This is a genomic window from Stenotrophomonas sp. Ps181 (assembly GCF_025697425.1).
Lineage (GTDB): Bacteria > Pseudomonadota > Gammaproteobacteria > Xanthomonadales > Xanthomonadaceae > Stenotrophomonas > Stenotrophomonas sepilia.
The window spans coordinates 22,518-37,768 of the sequence record NZ_JAHWBI010000005.1; the positions used below are offsets into that span (position 1 = coordinate 22,518).

Here is a 15,251-nt window from a genome sequence, read left to right on the forward strand (position 1 = left end):
GGGCGATTCCGCCGCTCATTCTCACAGCAGGCCTCGTGAAAAATCTCCTCCGCGCCCTGATCAGCCAAGGCATCGAAGCCTTGCGCGCCAATGGCACCCTGCCCGCCGACTCCCTGCCGCCGGACTTCGTGGTCGAGCGCCCGAAGACCCGTGACCACGGCGACTTCGCCACCAACGCCGCGATGCTGCTGGCCAAGGCCGCGCGCAGCAATCCGCGCGCACTGGCGCAGGCGCTGGTCGAGGCGCTGCCGCGCAGCGAGGACGTCAGCAGGGTCGAGATCGCCGGTCCCGGCTTCATCAACTTCCACCTGGCTCCGGCTGCGTACCAGCGCGAAGCCGCGTCGGTCATCAAGGAAGCCCACGACTACGGCCGCAACCTGTCCGGCAATGGCCGCACGGTGGGCGTGGAGTACGTGTCGGCCAACCCGACCGGCCCGCTGCATGTCGGCCATGGCCGCGCGGCGGCGATCGGCGACTGCGTGGCCCGCGTGCTCGATGCCAACGGCTGGAACGCCAAGCGCGAGTTCTACTACAACGACGCCGGCGTGCAGATCGAGAACCTGGCACTGTCGGTGCAGGCCCGCGTGAAGGGCATTGCGCCGGACCAGGAAGGCTGGCCGGAAGGCGGCTACCGCGGTGAGTACATCGCCGATGTTGCCCGCGCCTACATGGCCGGCGCCAGCGTTGACCTGGAAGGCACGCTGGTAGTCGGCGCCAAGGACCCGGACGACATGCAGGCGATCCGTCGCTTTGCCGTGGCCTACCTGCGCAACGAGCAGAACCTGGACCTGGCCGCCTTCGGCGTCGACTTCGACATCTACTTCCTGGAAAGCTCGCTGTACGCCGATGGCAAGGTCGCCGAGGCCGTGGCCAAGCTGCAGGCCTCCGGGCACACCTACGAGGAAGGCGGCGCGCTGTGGCTGCGCAGCACCGATTTCGGTGACGACAAGGACCGCGTGATGCGCAAGTCCGACGGCACCTTCACCTACTTCGTGCCGGACGTGGCCTACCACCTGTCCAAGTGGCAGCGCGGCTACGAGCGCGCGATCACCGAACTGGGCGCCGACCACCACGGCTCGCTGGCGCGCGTGCGCGCCGGCCTGCAGGCGCTGGAAGTGGGCATCCCGCAGGGCTGGCCGGAATACGTGCTGCACCAGATGGTCACCGTCATGCGCGGCGGCGAGGAAGTGAAGCTGTCCAAGCGTGCCGGCAGCTACTTCACCCTGCGCGACCTGATCGAGGAGGCCGGCCGCGATGCGACCCGCTGGTTCCTGATCGCGCGCAAGCCCGATTCGCAGCTGACCTTCGACATCGACCTGGCCCGCCAGCAGAGCAACGACAATCCGGTGTTCTACGTGCAGTACGCGCACGCCCGCGTCTGCAGCCTGCTGCGCCAGGCCCAGGAAAAGGGCCTGGTGTACGAGCAGGGCAATGGCCTGGCCAATCTGGGCCGCCTGGCCGACGATGCCTCGCTGGGGTTGATGAACGAGATCTCGCGGTATCCGGAAGTGGTGGAAGCGGCTGGCGTGGCGCTGGAGCCGCACCTGGTGGCGCAGTACCTGCGTGAATTGGCGCATGCCTTCCACACGTGGTATCACGGGACGCCGGTGCTGGTGGACGACGCCACCGATCGCAACGCCAAGCTGACCCTGGCCTGCGCGGCGCGCCAGGTGCTGGCCAACGGCCTCGAACTCCTGGGCGTGAGTGCCCCGGAAAAAATGTAAGCATCAGGAGACGCAGTACACATGGCAGCACGACGCGGCAAAACCCAGGCACGACGCAACAGCAGCAGCCAGGGCACCCCCGGATGGGTGTGGCTGGTGGCCGGTGTGGCGATCGCCGCCGTGGTGTTCCTGGCGGCGCCGAACCTGTTCAAGGGCGAAGGCGATGGCTTCCTGCGTGCCGGTCCGCAGCCGAACCCGAACGCGCAGCCGGCCCCGGTCGCTGATGCCGACAGCGATGTCGGCAGCCAGCCGGCCGCGCAGCCGGCCACGCCGAAGCCGGCCGAACCGGAGAAGCCCGCCGCGACGCAGTACGACTTCTACACCCTGCTGCCGGGCAAGGAAGTGGAAATGTCCGACGCCGAACTGGCCGCCAGCGCGCGCGCCGAGGATCAGCGCCGGGCCAAGGCCGAAGCGTCGCGCGCGCAGGCCGCGCTGGAGGGCAGGCCGGTACCTCCGGCAAGCACGGCCACGCCGGCACCGACCGCAACGGCCAGCGTCGCAAGCACCGCGCCGGTAACCGCGACCAACCGTCCGCTGCCGGCACCGCTGAGCGAGCACCCGGCCGCGGCAACCCCGTCGGCCAGCACGGCGGCCGCCACTCCAGCGCCGCGCGCGGAAAGCGCGCCCGCCGCGTCGGCACCGCCGGCGTCCGCAGCTGCACCGGCGGCCGCCGACAACGCCCGCTACATCCTGCAGGCAGGAGCCTTCGGTGCTTCCGGTGACGCCGAAGCCACCAAGGCCAAGCTGGCCATGATGGGCCTGGCGGCACGCGTGGAGTCGGCGCAGATCAACGGCAAGACCGTGTACCGCGTGCGCATGGGCCCGTACGGCAGTGCCGGCGAGTTGTCCGAAGCCAAGCAGAAGCTGGATGGCACCGGCCTGCAGGCGATGGCGATCAAGGCGCAGTAAGCCTGCCGATGTGAATGAAAAAGCCGGGCAGTGCCCGGCTTTCTTGTTTCTGCAGAGTCGAGCCATGCTCGACTGCCGTTCAATGCAGTCGAGCATGGCTCGACTCCACAAAAAGCGATACGACTCCGGTCAGCCCTCGCGGGCGACCTGGAATCCGGCGAACGACTGGCTGACCGGCATCAGCTCCAGCCGGTTGATGTTCAGGTGCGGCGGCAGGCTGGCCACCCAGAAGATCTGCTCGGCGATGTCTTCGGCGGTCATCGGGTTGGCGCCGCTGTACAGCTTGTCCGAGGCGTTCTGGTCGCCATGGGTACGTACCACGGTGAATTCGGTTTCGGCCATGCCCGGCTCGATCGTGGTCACACGCACGCCGGTGCCGTGCAGGTCCGAACGCAGGCCCAGCGAGAACTGGCTGACGAAGGCCTTGGTGCCACCGTAGGCGTTGCCACCCGGGTACGGGTAGACGCCGGCCACCGACGAGATGTTGATGATCGCGCCCTTGCGCTCCACCAGCTGCGGCAGCAGGCGGTGGGTCAGGGTCACCAGCGCGGTGATGTTGGTGTCGATCATCGTGGTCCAGTCCGACAGCGTGGCGCTCTGTGCCGGCGCGGTGCCCTGCGCCAGGCCGGCGTTGTTGACCAGCAGGTCGATCTCGCCAAAGGCCGGCGGCAGCGCCAGCAGGGCCGCCTCCATCGCCACCGCATCGCGGATGTCGAAGGCGGCGGCATGCACCACGTCCTTGCCGTAGCGCTCGACCAGCGGCTGCAGGCGTTCGCCGCGGCGGCCGGTGGCGATCACTTTCCAGCCGGCCTGGGCGAAGCGGTGGACGGCGGCGGCGCCGAAGCCGGACGTGGCGCCGGTAATCAGGACAGTGCGGGTCATCAGGCAACTCCAGGGGGAAAACCGGACGCCCATTCTGGCATTCCCGGCCCGTCCTGAGTTGCCCACCGTCCTGCCGTCCCCCCGGCTCAACGCACGCGAAACACTCTGGCCTTGGGCAGGTCTTCGTCGACCTGCAGGAACCAGCGCCCGGCAATTCCGGGAACAACGGCGATCTGCGGCGACTGCAACACCCTGCGCAGCTTCATCTGTCCCTTCATCACCTGCCATTGCTGGCCGTTATCAAGGGTGAACAGCGTGCCGGGCTGCCAGCCTGCGACCTCTCCGACCACACGGGCGCTGACCGGTTCGTCTTCCAGGCCCAGATGCATTGCTGCTGGTGCCGGCACATTGGCAGGCAGCGGCGCAGCGACCGGGGCCACCGCTGCCGTCGACGCGGCGGCCGTGCTCTCTGCCTCGCGCAGTACCCGGTTCAACGCCTGCAACTGCGCTGGGCTGAGCCCGACCTCGGCCAGGTGGGATGCACTGAGGCGCCGCTCGACGGGTACGAAGCGGTCCTGGGCGAAGGCAGCGAAGCTGCCGGCGAGCAGTAGTGCGGAAAACAGATACCGGCGCATGCGAGGGTCCCAGCGAACGAGTGCTCACGATGCTGCAGTTCGATGACAGTCCGGTGACACGCCAGAGGCCGGTACAATTGGGCCATGATCAACAATGATGTCCTGCGCAGCGTGCGCTACTCCCTGGACCTGGGTGACCAGCACGTGGTCACCCTGTGCCAGATGGCCGACCCGGCCTTTGCCGTGGATACCGGGCAGGTGAAGGCCTGGCTGCGCCGCGAGGACGAAGCCGGTTTCGAGGCGATGAACGACAGCGCGCTGGCGCACTTCCTCGACGGCCTGATCGTGCACCTGCGTGGCCGCGACGAGAGCCAGCCGCAGCGCGCAGTGAAAACCCACATCGACAACAACCTGGTGCTGAAGAAGCTGCGCGTGGCGTTCCAGCTGCGCGACGTGGACCTGATGGAGATCTTTGCCAGCGCAGGTTTCAATGTCTCCAAGTCGGAAGTGGGCGCGCTGTTCCGCCAACCCGGGCACGCCAACTACCGGCGTTGCCTGGACCAGATGCTGCGCAACTTCCTCAAGGGCCTGAGCCTGCGCCTGCGCGGCTGAGCACGGCGTCGACGAACGCCCGCGCCGCTGGTGTCGGCAGGCGCTGCCAGACCAGGTGCACGCGCCGGGTCGGGGTCGGCTGCAGCGGAATCTGCACCACGCCCTGGAACCCATCGGCGATCAATGCCGGCACGATGCCGACCGCCAACCCATGGCGGACGAAGCGCTCGACCAGTTCCATCAGGTTGACCTCGAAACGGACCGTGTGCGGCAGTCCGGCTGCGGCAAAAGCATCATCGGTCTGCCGGCGGGCGCCGGTGCCGCGCGGGAAGTCGACCAGTGCTTCATCCTGCAGTGCGGTCAATGGCAGCCGCTTGCGCCCGGCCAGCCGGTGCGATGGCGCCAGTACCGCTACCAGATCCTCCTCCTGCAGCACCTGGTGGCAGACACCGTCCAGCGCTGCCGAAGGCGCCAGGCCGACCAGTGCCACATCCAGCGCGCGCGACTGTACCTGCGCGATCAGGTCCTCGCTCTTGTCTACGCGCAACTGGAACTCCACCTGCGGGTGCACGCGCTGGAAGGCCGCCAGCATCGCCACAACGTCGATGTCGGTCAGCGAGGAAATCTGCCCGATGGCCAGCAACCCACGCACTTCGCCACTGACGGCGGCCACGTCGGCGCGCAGGTGGCGCAGGCTGGCCAGCACCTGGCGTGCGTGCACCAGCAACGCCTCGCCGGCGGCGGTGGCCCGCACCTGGCGCGGCAGGCGCTCGAACAGCGTGGCACCCAGTTCCTGTTCCAGGTAGGCGATCTGGTGGCTGAGCGCGGATTGCACCACGTGGCAGCGCTCGGCGGCACGGGTGAAATTGCCCTCTTCGGCCAGCGCCACGGCGAATTCGAGCTGCTTGAGGTTCATACAACTATCTTGTTTTCAGATGGCGCGGATGATGATGATTCATTTCCATCATGCTCGCAGCAGGCGGACACTGTGCCCCCCGTTTCCTGGAACATCGCGTGGACCCGTCCCTTCCCCCTCCCCCTCTGCAGCGCTGGCAGGTGCTGCTGATGTCGGTCGCCACCGGCGTGGCCGTGGCCAGCAACTACTATGCGCAACCGCTGCTGCACACCATCGCCGACGCCTTCGGCGTGCCGTTCGGCCAGGTCGGCATGGTGGTTACCGCCGCGCAGCTGAGCTATGCCGCCGGCTTGATCCTGCTGGTGCCACTGGGTGACCTGTTCGAACGCCGCCGCCTGATCGTGGTGATGAGCCTGCTGTCGGCGGGTGGACTGGTGATCAGTGCCTGCGCCCCGTCGCTGACCTGGCTGCTGGTGGGCACCGCGATCACCGGCCTGTTTTCGGTGGTGGCCCAGGTGCTGGTGCCGTTCGCCGCCACGCTGGCCGCGCCGGAACACCGTGGCCGCGTGGTCGGAACATTGATGAGTGGCCTGCTGCTGGGCATCCTGCTGGCGCGCACCGTGGCCGGCGTGCTTTCCAGCCTGGGCGACTGGCGCCTGGTGTATGCGATCGCCGCTGCCACCCTGGTGCTGACCGCACTGGCATTGCAGCGCGGCCTGCCGCGCTTCCACCACAGCGCCGGCCTGGGCTATTTCGCATTGCTGCGCTCCATTGGCGAACTGTTCGTGCAGGAACCGGTGCTGCGCCAGCGCACGCTGCTGGGGGCCTGCAGCTTCGCCATGTTCGCGATCTTCTGGACCCCGCTCGCGTTCCTGCTGGCACAGCCGCCGTACGCCTACAGCGACGCCACCATCGGCCTGTTCGGGCTGGTCGGTGCGGCCGGCACGCTGGCGGCGGGGCTGGCTGGCCGCATGTCCGACCGTGGCCAGACCGGACCTGCCACCGCCATTGCACTGGCGCTGTTGCTGCTGTCGTGGCTGCCACTGGGGCTGTCGGCCCACTCGCTGCTGGCGCTGCTGGTCGGCGTGGTGGTGCTGGACCTGGCCGCGCAGCTGCTGCATGTCAGCAACCAGAACCTGATCTATGCGCTGCAGCCTGCGGCACGCAACCGCCTCAATGCCGGCTACATGACCGGCTATTTCATCGGCGGCTCGCTGGGCTCGCTGCTGTCTGCACAGGTCTACCAGCGCTTCGGCTGGACCGGCGTCTGCGTGGCCGGTGCCGCCGTGGCCGTGCTGGCCCTGCTGCTGTGGCTGCCCGGCGCGCTGCGTGCGCGCCAGGCGGCATCGTCGAATTAGAAACTGCCCTGCAGCGCCAGCTCCCAGCGCCCACCGGCGTTACCCGGGAACAGGCGCTTGGCCGCGTTGTCGGTGTCGTGCACGGTGGCACGCAGCTCCCATGCCGGGGCCAGCGTGGCAATGGCACTGAGCTGGCCATGCAGGTAGTCCGGGCCCTGCGCGGTGGCCAGCCAGTACTGGCCCAGCGCCGCTTCCAGGCGGACGCGTTCGTGCAGCGGCACACGCACTCCCAGCTGGGCATAGGTGCCGCGATGGCCACCGGCCAGTGCATCGCTGGAATGGGCGACCTGCAGCCAGGCACGCTGCTTCCAGGTCAACGTGGTGTTGAGTTCGGTCCAGTCCAGCGTGCGGCCGGTGCCCGGGTACACGTAGCGGGTCAGGTTCGCATCCAGGTTCCAGGCCGGCGCCAGTGCGCCGGACCAGCCGGCCACCAGGTCGAACTCGCTGCGCGCGCCATTGTCCGGTTTGAACGAAACGTTCGAACCCCACACGCTGGCGTACCATCCCGACGGGATCGAGACCTTCGCGCCGGCCTGCACCGCCGGGTCGCCATCGCTCTGCGAGCTGCCACGCCACACGTAGTCGCTGGTCAATGCAGCACTGCCACTGGCCTGCACCTGTGCCTGCGCGCTGCCGATCCCGAGCAGCCCTGCCAGGGCGGCCACCAGCGCCGCCATCATCCCCTTGCTGTTCACTGCACTGTGTTCCTTGTCGAAGGCGGTCGCGCCGCCGGGACGGCAGTGTCGGGCGCGCCGCCGTAACGGATCGAGGGTGCTGCCCGGCCAGCGGCGCAAATTCGGCGTAAATCCCGTGGATGGAGGCTGCGCGCCAGCCGCGCGGTATCATGGCGCCTTGTTTCCAGGAACCAATCACGTGGACGCCATCCTGACCCCGGTATCGATCGGCGAGCTGATCGACAAGATCACCATTCTCGAGATCAAGGCCGAGCGCATCGATGATGCTGCCAAGCTGGCCAACGTGCGCACCGAACTGGATGGCCTGTTGCCCTTGCTGCAGCAGCAGCTGCAGGCGCAGCCGGCATTGGACGCGCTGAAGCAGCAGCTGAAGGCGATCAACGAGCGCATGTGGGACATCCAGGACCAGCTGCGCGACAAGGAAGCGGCCCAGGTATTCGACGATGCGTTCATCCAGCTGGCACGCGGTGTCTATGGCACCAATGGCGAGCGGGTGCAGGTGAAGAACGAGATCAACCGCGTGGCCGGTTCGGCGCTGGTGGAAGAGAAGCAGTACCAGGGCGAGTAAGGCTGCTCAGCCGCATTCCAGCAGGTGGCGGAAGCGGAACAGGTCGCCGTCGCCACGAATGCCGAGCTTGCGGTAGGCCGACGTTTTCTGCGAGCTGATGGTGCTGGCCGAGCGCCCCGAGCGCAGGGCCATTTCACTGGTGCTCACGCCCTTCAGCACCAAGCCGAGCACTTCACGCTCGCGCTGGCTCAGCGGCGCGAGCACCGGTGCAGATACCCGGCGTGTGCGTGGCAGCTTCAGCTCCTCACGCAGTTCCGGTGGCACGAAGCGGCCGCCACGGGCGATCACGTCAATGGCGCGCAGCAACGTCTCCGGTGGCATCGACTTGGACAGGAAGCCGCGCGCGCCGGCTCGCATCGCGGTGGTCACCGTGCTGGCGTTGCAGTGCGCCGAGAGCACCAGCACCGGCAGCGCCGGCCAGCGCTGCGACAGCACGCGCAGCAGGGCCAATCCATCGCCCAGGTCGCCCATCGGCAGCGCATCGATCAGCAGCAGGTCGACACACCTCGGGCTGCGCTCCAGCAGCTGCAGCAGGTGCGCCTCGCTGGACAGGCTCACGCGCACCTGCACACCACTGTGTTGGCGGAGCAGCACTTCCACGCCCAACCGCAGCACAGGATGCGGGTCCAGCAGCGCCAGGCGGCATGGCCGATCAGGCAGCAGGGGCGGGCGAGTGGGCGGCATCGCGGCATGTCCAGGCAACATGGGGCATCCACCGTAGGCCGGTGCCCGCAGCGGCGGAATCCAATTCCTTGCAATGCTCGGCCCGCGTGCGCCACCAGTCAGACGGCATTCTGTTTCGCGCGGCCACAAACGCAACAGGCCCGGCAAGAGCCGGGCCTGTCGAGACTTCTCCAGCGCGCAGGCGCGCGGGAACAGCAATTACCAGCTGAAGCGCGGGCCGACGGTGTATTCCTTGTCGCCGTCGCGGTTCATCTTCAGTTCGCCGTTCAGGCCCCAGTTCTGGTTCAGCTTGACCTGGCCACCCAGGCGGCCGTACCACTGGCCTTCCGGGTTGATGCCGTGCTTCTTCGAGAAATCTTCGTAGCCGACCATGCCGTAGACCTCGGCGTGGGCACCGAAGGCGGTGCGGATACCGGCTTCAGCGCTGTAGCCGTTGAAGTCCAGGCCGTGCTTCGGGTCGAACTTCTGGTAGGCGACGCGGGCAACGAAGTCGGTGGTCGGGGCGATTTCGACGTTGTAGCCGGCACCGACCTTCCACTGGTCAACCTTCAGGTTGGTGTGGTCGATTTCCTGGCGGCTGTACTCGCCGAAGGCGTGGAAGTTCGGCAGGAAGCCGTACGAACCCTTCACGCCCCAGCCGTCGGCCTTGATGCCTTCAACGTCGGTCTTGGCGTAGTCGGCTTCGGCGTAGTTGTAGGACAGGTTCTCAGCAGCCGAGGCGGTGAACGGCAGGGCAGCGGCCAGGGCCAGAGCAATCAGCGAATTCTTCATGGGGGTACACCTTTACTTTCTTATGGTGTGCAGCAGCGCCAGGGCGCCATCGCATCGGGAATGTAAATTCTCCGTTATTCGCCACAACGCTCCCTGAAAACAGCGGTCTTCGCATTGCTGAATTTTCTGGCTTGATTCAGGCTGCGTCTGGCATACGCGCGCGGCGCGCGTGCATTCTGCTTCCAGCTTTCACCCACCTTTCCCCAGATGTCGATCCGCGATGCCCGGGTTCGTCGGTTACTTGAAGGCCGTGCATGTGGCACGGTCCATCCGGAGGCAGGCAATGAGCTACATCGATGGTTTCGTCCTGGCGGTGCCCACCGCCAACAAGGAGAAGTTCCTCGCCCATGCACGCACAGGAGATCCGGTCTTCATCGAGTACGGCGCACTGCGCGTGGTCGAGTGCTGGGGCGATGACGTGCCGCACGGCAAGACCACCGACTTCTTCGGCGCGGTGAAAGCCACGCCGGACGAGACGGTGGTGTTTTCCTGGATCGAATGGCCCGACAAACCGACCCGCGACGCCGGGATGAAGAAGATGATGGAAGACCCGCGGTTTGATCCAACGAAGAATCCGATGCCGTTTGACGGCGCGCGGATGATCTACGGCGGCTTCGTGCCGATCTACGAGCTGACCCGCTGAACCCGGCGGACGTGCTCAGCGCGCGTCCGTTTCATCGCTGGCAGTGGCATGGCCGGCGCCCAGTGCGGCGCCGGCTCCGAGGCCCATGCCGCCCATGCCAGCGCCCATTCCGCCGCCCCCACCTCCGCCACCACCCGCACGGCCGCCCTTGGCATCGCCATCGTTGCGCCCCTTGCCGCCACCACTGGCCGCGGGGCGGGTCGGCCCCTGCGGCGGAATCCGCAGGTCGGGAGGAATCGGCGCCAGATCCAGCGCTTCGCGCACGAAGTCGCGCAGCGAGACCACCAGTTCGTGGATATGCACCGGCCGCCCCTGTGCCAGTTCGTTGGCGGCACGCGCCGCCAGTCGCACCTGTTCGTCGGTGCCCAGCAACAGGATGTCCGAGAGCGCGGCCTCGACCGCATCGCGGATGCGGCGCGTTCGATCCGAACGCGGTTCGGCGATGCCTTCGGCCGCTTCGCGCTGGCGCAGATCGCGGCGATGGCTGGGATCCACGCCCAGTTCACCAGTGAATGAACCGCCCAGGGTCTTGTAGGCCGCCATCAGCGTGCGCAGCCGCTCGTTGATCTGCCGGTTCTCGCGCTCGCGACGCTGCTGCAGGGTCTGCATCACCAGCAGGCGGATGCCCACGCCCAGCAGTGTGATCAGGACCAGGCCGGCCAACGTGGACAGCACGCCCTGCCAGGAACTGAAATCGATACCGCGCATGGTGGGGCTCCGGCGGGAAGAATCTGCATCTTGCCCCAGACCGCGCCCCGAAAACGCGAAAGGCCCCACCACCCGGTGGGCGGCAGGGCCTTCGGTCACGGCGCGATTACTTGCGCTTGGCGACCTTGCGCACGGCCTTGGCCGGGGCCTTCTTGGCAACAGCCTTCTTGGCCGGAGCCTTATTGGCGGCGACCTTCTTCAGCGGTGCAGCCTTCCTGGCCACGGTCTTGCGGGTCGCGGCGACCTTCTTGCCGACAGCCTTCTTGGCAGCAGTGGTCTTCTTGGCAACGGCCTTCTTGGCGACGGCAGCCTTCTTGCCGACAACCTTCTTGGCGGCGGCGGTCTTCCTGGTGGCGACCTTCCTGGTGGCGGCAGCCTTCTTGCCGACAACCTTCTTCGCAGCCACTGCCTTCTTGGCGGCGACGGTCTTCTTGGCCACTGCTTTCTTGGCGGCGACGGTCTTCTTGGCCACAGCCTTCTTGGCGGTGGCGACCTTCTTGCCAACCACCTTCTTGGCGGCCGCGGTCTTCTTGGCAACGGTCTTCTTCGCGACAGCAGCCTTCTTGGTGGCGGCCTTCTTCACGGTGGCGACCTTCTTGCCGGCAGCCTTGGTGGTCTTCTTGGCAGCGGCGGCCTTCTTGGTCACGGCCTTGCCCGCAGCCGCCCTCTTCTTCGCCACTTCCTTCTTCAGGGCAGCAGCTTCGGCCTTGGCGTTCTTCTTGGCCGCTTCCAGCTTCTTCTTGGCGTTGGCAACCGTCTTGCCGACCGACTTGGCAGCCTTCTCGGCCTTCTTGGCAACGGTCTTCTCGACCTTGGCCACGGCCTTCTTGGCCTTGGCAACGCGGGTACCGGCAGCCTTGCTCGCGCGCTTGACGGTCTTCTTGACCGACTTCACTGCGTCTTCGGCGGCGTGGGCGATGGTCTCGCCGACGTTGGTGGCGGTTTCTTTCACGTTCTCGACAGCGTCGGTCACGACCGACACACCATTACCGTTGCTCATGTTGCCCTCCTGCGGGCCTTAAGTATCAAAACGGGGCGATGCTATACCGACATTGACGATCGTGGAACGGGGCATATGCCAGCAATCGCATCTGTTGCGACGCCGATGGTGTACGCAGCAGTGCCCGTTGCCGCCTGCGGTTCGCAGCAAACCCCTTTTTTTCAGTGCTGCGCCACGCGAACCCAGCATTGTCTGGCCGTCGTCGCGCGCACGTGCACGGATGCCGCCTCCGGCATCCATCGTGGCGCATTGCGGCACCCGCCTGCGCGGAACTGCGCAAGTATCCGCCTGTGCCAGTGCGGCGCGCGTTGGCGTTGAGTGGCGCACCCATCACCTGCCCGGGTGTCGCCACAAGCGCGTTCCTGGCCCCTGCGCTCCCCCCTTCGAGGCACCCGTTTTCATGGCGCATTTATCCAGATCGCGACACACTCATTCAGCTTGTTTTACCGTAGGCCCGAACGGCCCCACCCACGCCAGCGAACCGACTCCCATGCGACCGCTTCCCACCCTGCTCACGCTCGCAATCGCCGCCGCCTTCGGTGGCTTCGTTGCCACCGGCATCAATGCCCACCTGGACAACCGTGCCGACGCCGCGCCGCTGCCGGCGGTCCTACCGACCACCGCAGCGTTGCCGGCCTCGGTGGCCGGACAGGCGGTACCGTCACTGGCACCAATGCTGGAGAAGGCGATGCCGGCGGTGGTCAGCGTCAACACCAAGCAGGTGGTTCGCGTACGCAATCCCTTCTTCAACGACCCGTTCTTCCGCCGCCTGTTCCCGGACATCCCGCAGGAACGCATCAACGAATCGCTCGGCTCCGGCGTGATCATCGACGCCAAGGAAGGCCTGGTACTGACCAACCACCATGTGATCGAGAACGCCGATGACGTGCAGGTGACACTGGCCGACGGGCGCACGGTCAAGGCCCAGTTCCTGGGTTCGGACCGCGATACCGACATCGCCCTGATCCGCATTCCGGCGCAGAACCTCACCGACATCAAGCTCGGCAACAGCGACCAGCTGCGGGTCGGCGACTTCGTCGTGGCCATCGGCAACCCGTTCGGCTTCAGCCAGACAGTCACCTCGGGCATCGTCTCGGCGGTGGGCCGCAGCGGCATCCGCGGGCTGGGCTACCAGAACTTCATCCAGACCGATGCGTCGATCAACCCGGGCAACTCCGGTGGCGCGCTGGTCGACCTGCAGGGCCAGCTGGTCGGCATCAACACCGCCAGCTTCAACCCGCAGGGCAGCATGGCCGGCAACATCGGCCTGGGCCTGGCGATTCCATCGAACCTGGCGCGCAGCGTGGTCGACCAGCTGGTCAAGCACGGCGTGGTGGTGCGTGGCACGCTGGGGGTGGAAAGCCAGAACCTGACCGCGCAGATCGCGCAGGGTCTGGGCCTGGGCGAAACACGTGGTGCGCTGATCACCCGCGTGCTGGCCGGTTCGGCCGCCGCCGCAGCCGGGCTGAAGCCAGGCGACGTGGTGGTCTCGGCCAACGGCCAACGCGTGGACAGCGCCGAAGCCCTGCACAACGTGGAGGGCCTGGCCGCCGTCGGCAGCCCGATGACGCTGGACGTCCGCCGCGAAGGCAAGCCCGTGCAGATCAAGGCAACGCTGAAGGAACAGGCACGTGCGGTCAGCGGCGAGAGCCTGGACCCGCGGCTGACCGGCGCCACCTTCGTCGACCTGCCCGAGTCGCTGCGGCAGTCGGGGGTCGGCGGCGTGCTGGTCAGCGAGGTCAAGCGCGGCAGCCGCGCGGCCAGCAACGGCCTGCAGCAGGGTGACATCATCACCGACGCCACCGTGGGTGAATTCGCCGACCTGGCCAGCTGGCGTGCCAATTTCCAGCAACGCCCGCCGACCTTGGTCGTGCGCGTGCTGCGCAACAATGGCCAGCAGCAGGGCCAGCTCGTGATGCGCTGATCGCCCTGCCGTAACACCCCCTATACCCCGGCAATGCTATTGCTGTCAGTCCAGGTCGGCACCGCCGACGCCCGTTCCCCCATCGCAACAGGAGTGATTCGATGAGCCCCACCAATACCGAGAACCTGAAGGAACACCTGGGTGAAGCCGGTTCCCACCTGAAGCAGGCCGCCACGGCCGCCGGCGGTGCGATCAAGGGCGCAACCGGTGCCGCGACCGACGAACTGCGGATCGGCAAGGCCAACGTCAAGGCTGAACTGTCCGACAGCGCGCTGTCCGGCCTGGCCGCCGCCGAGTTCGGCGGGGCCGCTGCCAAGGAACAGGTCGATGCACTGATGGACAAGGGCAAGGACCTGATCGACAGCGCCGCCGAGCTGATCCGCGAACGTCCGCTGGCTTCGTTCGGTGTTGCCTTCGCTGCCGGCTGGATCATCGCCAAGCTGGCCCGCGGCAGCAGCGACAAGTAAGCTGCGGCGTGAGCGAAGACAACGCGCAAGCCCCTGATCCGGCGGCCACCCCGCCGCTGGATGAGAGCATCCGCCAGGTCGGCGCGGCCGGTCGCGCCGCTGCCGATTCGGCCAAGCACTCGCTGCGTTCGCTGCGCCGGCTGGCCTCGGCCGACTTCGCGCTGGCTCGCAGCGCATTCGGCCGTGCACTGGCCTGGGCCGGGGTAGCGATCGTATTCGGTGCGTCGGCCTGGCTGCTGATGGCCGCCACCCTCATCGCCCTGCTGCAAAGCTGGGGCCTGAGCTGGCTGCAGGCCCTGCTGATCACCTCGCTGCTGAGCCTGGCCGTCACCGGTTATGCGATCTGGCGGGTGTCCTACTTCTTCCACCACACCGGCATGCACGCCACCCGGCGCCAGCTGTCCCGCCTGGGCCTGTTCGACGAGCCCAGCGAAGACGACCCCGATGCCGATGTGCAGCTGCCAGAGGGCAAGCCATGAAGTTCGGCGCGCTGCAGCGGCGGGTGAAGCGCTGCGAACAGGTGGTGACCGTGCGTCTGGTCGAGACCCAGGACCACTGGTCCACGCTCAGCCAGGTCTGGCGCCAGGGCTGGTCGCCACTGCGCATCGTGCTGGTGGGCCTGGCCGGTGGCTTCATTGCCGGCAAGCTGGAAATGCCGGGCAAGGTCAACGGTGCGCGCTGGCTGCAGATGGTGGGTTCGGTCTCGAACCTGTTCGCCAGTGCGCAGGCGGCGTTCGCCACGGCGATGGCGGCGCAGGCTGCGGCCACCGCCGACGATGCGGCCGAAGAAGCCGACAACGCCAGCGAACAGGCACAGGCGGCCGCATCGGCATCAACCGCACGGCCCGCGCCAGCGGCGGCGTCACGGCCCGCGGCAGAACCGGAGCCGCGCGAACCGCGCCCGGCCGAAGCCGCCACCGAACTGTCCGAACGTTGATCCATGGAATCCGCCGCGCCGATCGCGGCCGGCGGATAATGCGCCCCCCTTTCCGGCT

At 67.3% G+C, this 15,251-nt stretch carries 18 protein-coding genes; 10 read left to right on the top strand and 8 right to left on the bottom strand.

What is annotated here, in order from left to right; translation table 11 throughout:
- Window positions 1-35: 35 nt before the first annotated feature.
- Window positions 36-1,724: an arginine--tRNA ligase gene (gene argS / locus KXV01_RS12750; RefSeq protein ID WP_099488027.1), complete on the top strand. Its 1,689-nt coding sequence runs from the start codon at window positions 36-38 to the stop codon at window positions 1,722-1,724.
- 21 nt (window positions 1,725-1,745) lie between these two features.
- Window positions 1,746-2,633: an SPOR domain-containing protein gene (locus KXV01_RS12755; RefSeq protein ID WP_111096924.1), complete on the top strand. Its 888-nt coding sequence runs from the start codon at window positions 1,746-1,748 to the stop codon at window positions 2,631-2,633.
- A gap of 129 nt (window positions 2,634-2,762) precedes the next feature.
- Here the strand turns inward: KXV01_RS12755 and KXV01_RS12760 are convergent, their stop codons facing one another.
- Window positions 2,763-3,515 (bottom strand): SDR family NAD(P)-dependent oxidoreductase, encoded by a 753-nt coding sequence (locus KXV01_RS12760; protein WP_049414322.1) that lies wholly within the window; start codon window positions 3,513-3,515, stop codon window positions 2,763-2,765.
- 86 nt (window positions 3,516-3,601) lie between these two features.
- Window positions 3,602-4,090, bottom strand: coding sequence for a hypothetical protein (locus KXV01_RS12765; protein WP_263467830.1), 489 nt, complete (start codon window positions 4,088-4,090; stop codon window positions 3,602-3,604).
- A gap of 84 nt (window positions 4,091-4,174) precedes the next feature.
- Between KXV01_RS12765 and KXV01_RS12770 the strand changes: the two genes are divergently transcribed.
- On the top strand, window positions 4,175-4,642 hold the full coding sequence (locus KXV01_RS12770; protein ID WP_111096926.1) for a DUF1456 family protein: 468 nt from the start codon (window positions 4,175-4,177) through the stop codon (window positions 4,640-4,642).
- On the opposite strand, the gene KXV01_RS12775 is transcribed toward KXV01_RS12770, so the two are convergent.
- Window positions 4,611-5,498: a LysR family transcriptional regulator gene (locus tag KXV01_RS12775; protein ID WP_049414319.1), complete on the bottom strand. Its 888-nt coding sequence runs from the start codon at window positions 5,496-5,498 to the stop codon at window positions 4,611-4,613. The genes KXV01_RS12770 and KXV01_RS12775 overlap by 32 nt on opposite strands.
- Before the next feature lie 50 nt (window positions 5,499-5,548).
- Between KXV01_RS12775 and KXV01_RS12780 the strand changes: the two genes are divergently transcribed.
- Window positions 5,549-6,796 carry an MFS transporter gene (locus tag KXV01_RS12780; RefSeq protein WP_263467831.1) on the top strand — a complete coding sequence of 416 codons (1,248 nt, stop codon included), beginning with the start codon at window positions 5,549-5,551 and terminating at the stop codon, window positions 6,794-6,796.
- On the opposite strand, the gene KXV01_RS12785 is transcribed toward KXV01_RS12780, so the two are convergent.
- Window positions 6,793-7,491, bottom strand: coding sequence for a TorF family putative porin (locus KXV01_RS12785; protein ID WP_111096928.1), 699 nt, complete (start codon window positions 7,489-7,491; stop codon window positions 6,793-6,795). The genes KXV01_RS12780 and KXV01_RS12785 overlap by 4 nt on opposite strands.
- Before the next feature lie 178 nt (window positions 7,492-7,669).
- On the opposite strand from KXV01_RS12785, the gene KXV01_RS12790 reads away from it, so the two are divergent.
- The gene (locus KXV01_RS12790; protein WP_049414316.1) at window positions 7,670-8,059 is read left to right on the top strand and encodes a DUF6165 family protein; all 390 of its coding nucleotides are present in this window, start codon (window positions 7,670-7,672) and stop codon (window positions 8,057-8,059) included.
- 6 nt (window positions 8,060-8,065) lie between these two features.
- On the opposite strand, the gene KXV01_RS12795 is transcribed toward KXV01_RS12790, so the two are convergent.
- Window positions 8,066-8,743, bottom strand: a complete 678-nt coding sequence (locus KXV01_RS12795) for a response regulator transcription factor (RefSeq protein WP_049414314.1) — start codon at window positions 8,741-8,743, stop codon at window positions 8,066-8,068.
- 198 nt (window positions 8,744-8,941) lie between these two features.
- Entirely contained in the window at window positions 8,942-9,514 is a 573-nt protein-coding gene (locus KXV01_RS12800; RefSeq protein WP_049414309.1) for an Ax21 family protein, read from the bottom strand.
- A 283-nt stretch (window positions 9,515-9,797) separates the two neighbouring features.
- Between KXV01_RS12800 and KXV01_RS12805 the strand changes: the two genes are divergently transcribed.
- Entirely contained in the window at window positions 9,798-10,157 is a 360-nt protein-coding gene (locus tag KXV01_RS12805; RefSeq protein WP_049414306.1) for a DUF1428 domain-containing protein, read from the top strand.
- A 15-nt stretch (window positions 10,158-10,172) separates the two neighbouring features.
- Here KXV01_RS12805 and KXV01_RS12810 read toward each other — a convergent pair whose 3' ends face one another.
- Both KXV01_RS12810 and KXV01_RS12815 read right to left on the bottom strand, forming a co-directional pair.
- On the bottom strand, window positions 10,173-10,865 hold the full coding sequence (locus KXV01_RS12810) for a hypothetical protein (RefSeq protein WP_099488034.1): 693 nt from the start codon (window positions 10,863-10,865) through the stop codon (window positions 10,173-10,175).
- Between the two features lie 106 nt (window positions 10,866-10,971).
- Complete coding sequence (locus KXV01_RS12815) at window positions 10,972-11,865, bottom strand: histone (protein WP_263467832.1); 894 nt, start codon at window positions 11,863-11,865, stop codon at window positions 10,972-10,974.
- Between the two features lie 490 nt (window positions 11,866-12,355).
- Between KXV01_RS12815 and KXV01_RS12820 the strand changes: the two genes are divergently transcribed.
- The 4 genes from KXV01_RS12820 to KXV01_RS12835 all read left to right on the top strand — a co-directional run bounded on the left by KXV01_RS12820 (window position 12,356) and on the right by KXV01_RS12835 (window position 15,193).
- Window positions 12,356-13,789, top strand: a complete 1,434-nt coding sequence (locus KXV01_RS12820; RefSeq protein WP_099488039.1) for a Do family serine endopeptidase — start codon at window positions 12,356-12,358, stop codon at window positions 13,787-13,789.
- A 101-nt stretch (window positions 13,790-13,890) separates the two neighbouring features.
- Complete coding sequence (locus KXV01_RS12825) at window positions 13,891-14,256, top strand: hypothetical protein (RefSeq protein WP_004153835.1); 366 nt, start codon at window positions 13,891-13,893, stop codon at window positions 14,254-14,256.
- 8 nt (window positions 14,257-14,264) lie between these two features.
- The gene (locus KXV01_RS12830) at window positions 14,265-14,735 is read left to right on the top strand and encodes a phage holin family protein (protein WP_004153834.1); all 471 of its coding nucleotides are present in this window, start codon (window positions 14,265-14,267) and stop codon (window positions 14,733-14,735) included.
- The gene (locus KXV01_RS12835; RefSeq protein WP_263467833.1) at window positions 14,732-15,193 is read left to right on the top strand and encodes a protein sip-5; all 462 of its coding nucleotides are present in this window, start codon (window positions 14,732-14,734) and stop codon (window positions 15,191-15,193) included. The genes KXV01_RS12830 and KXV01_RS12835 overlap by 4 nt, the downstream gene beginning before the upstream one ends.
- The last annotated feature ends 58 nt before the right edge of the window (window positions 15,194-15,251 follow it).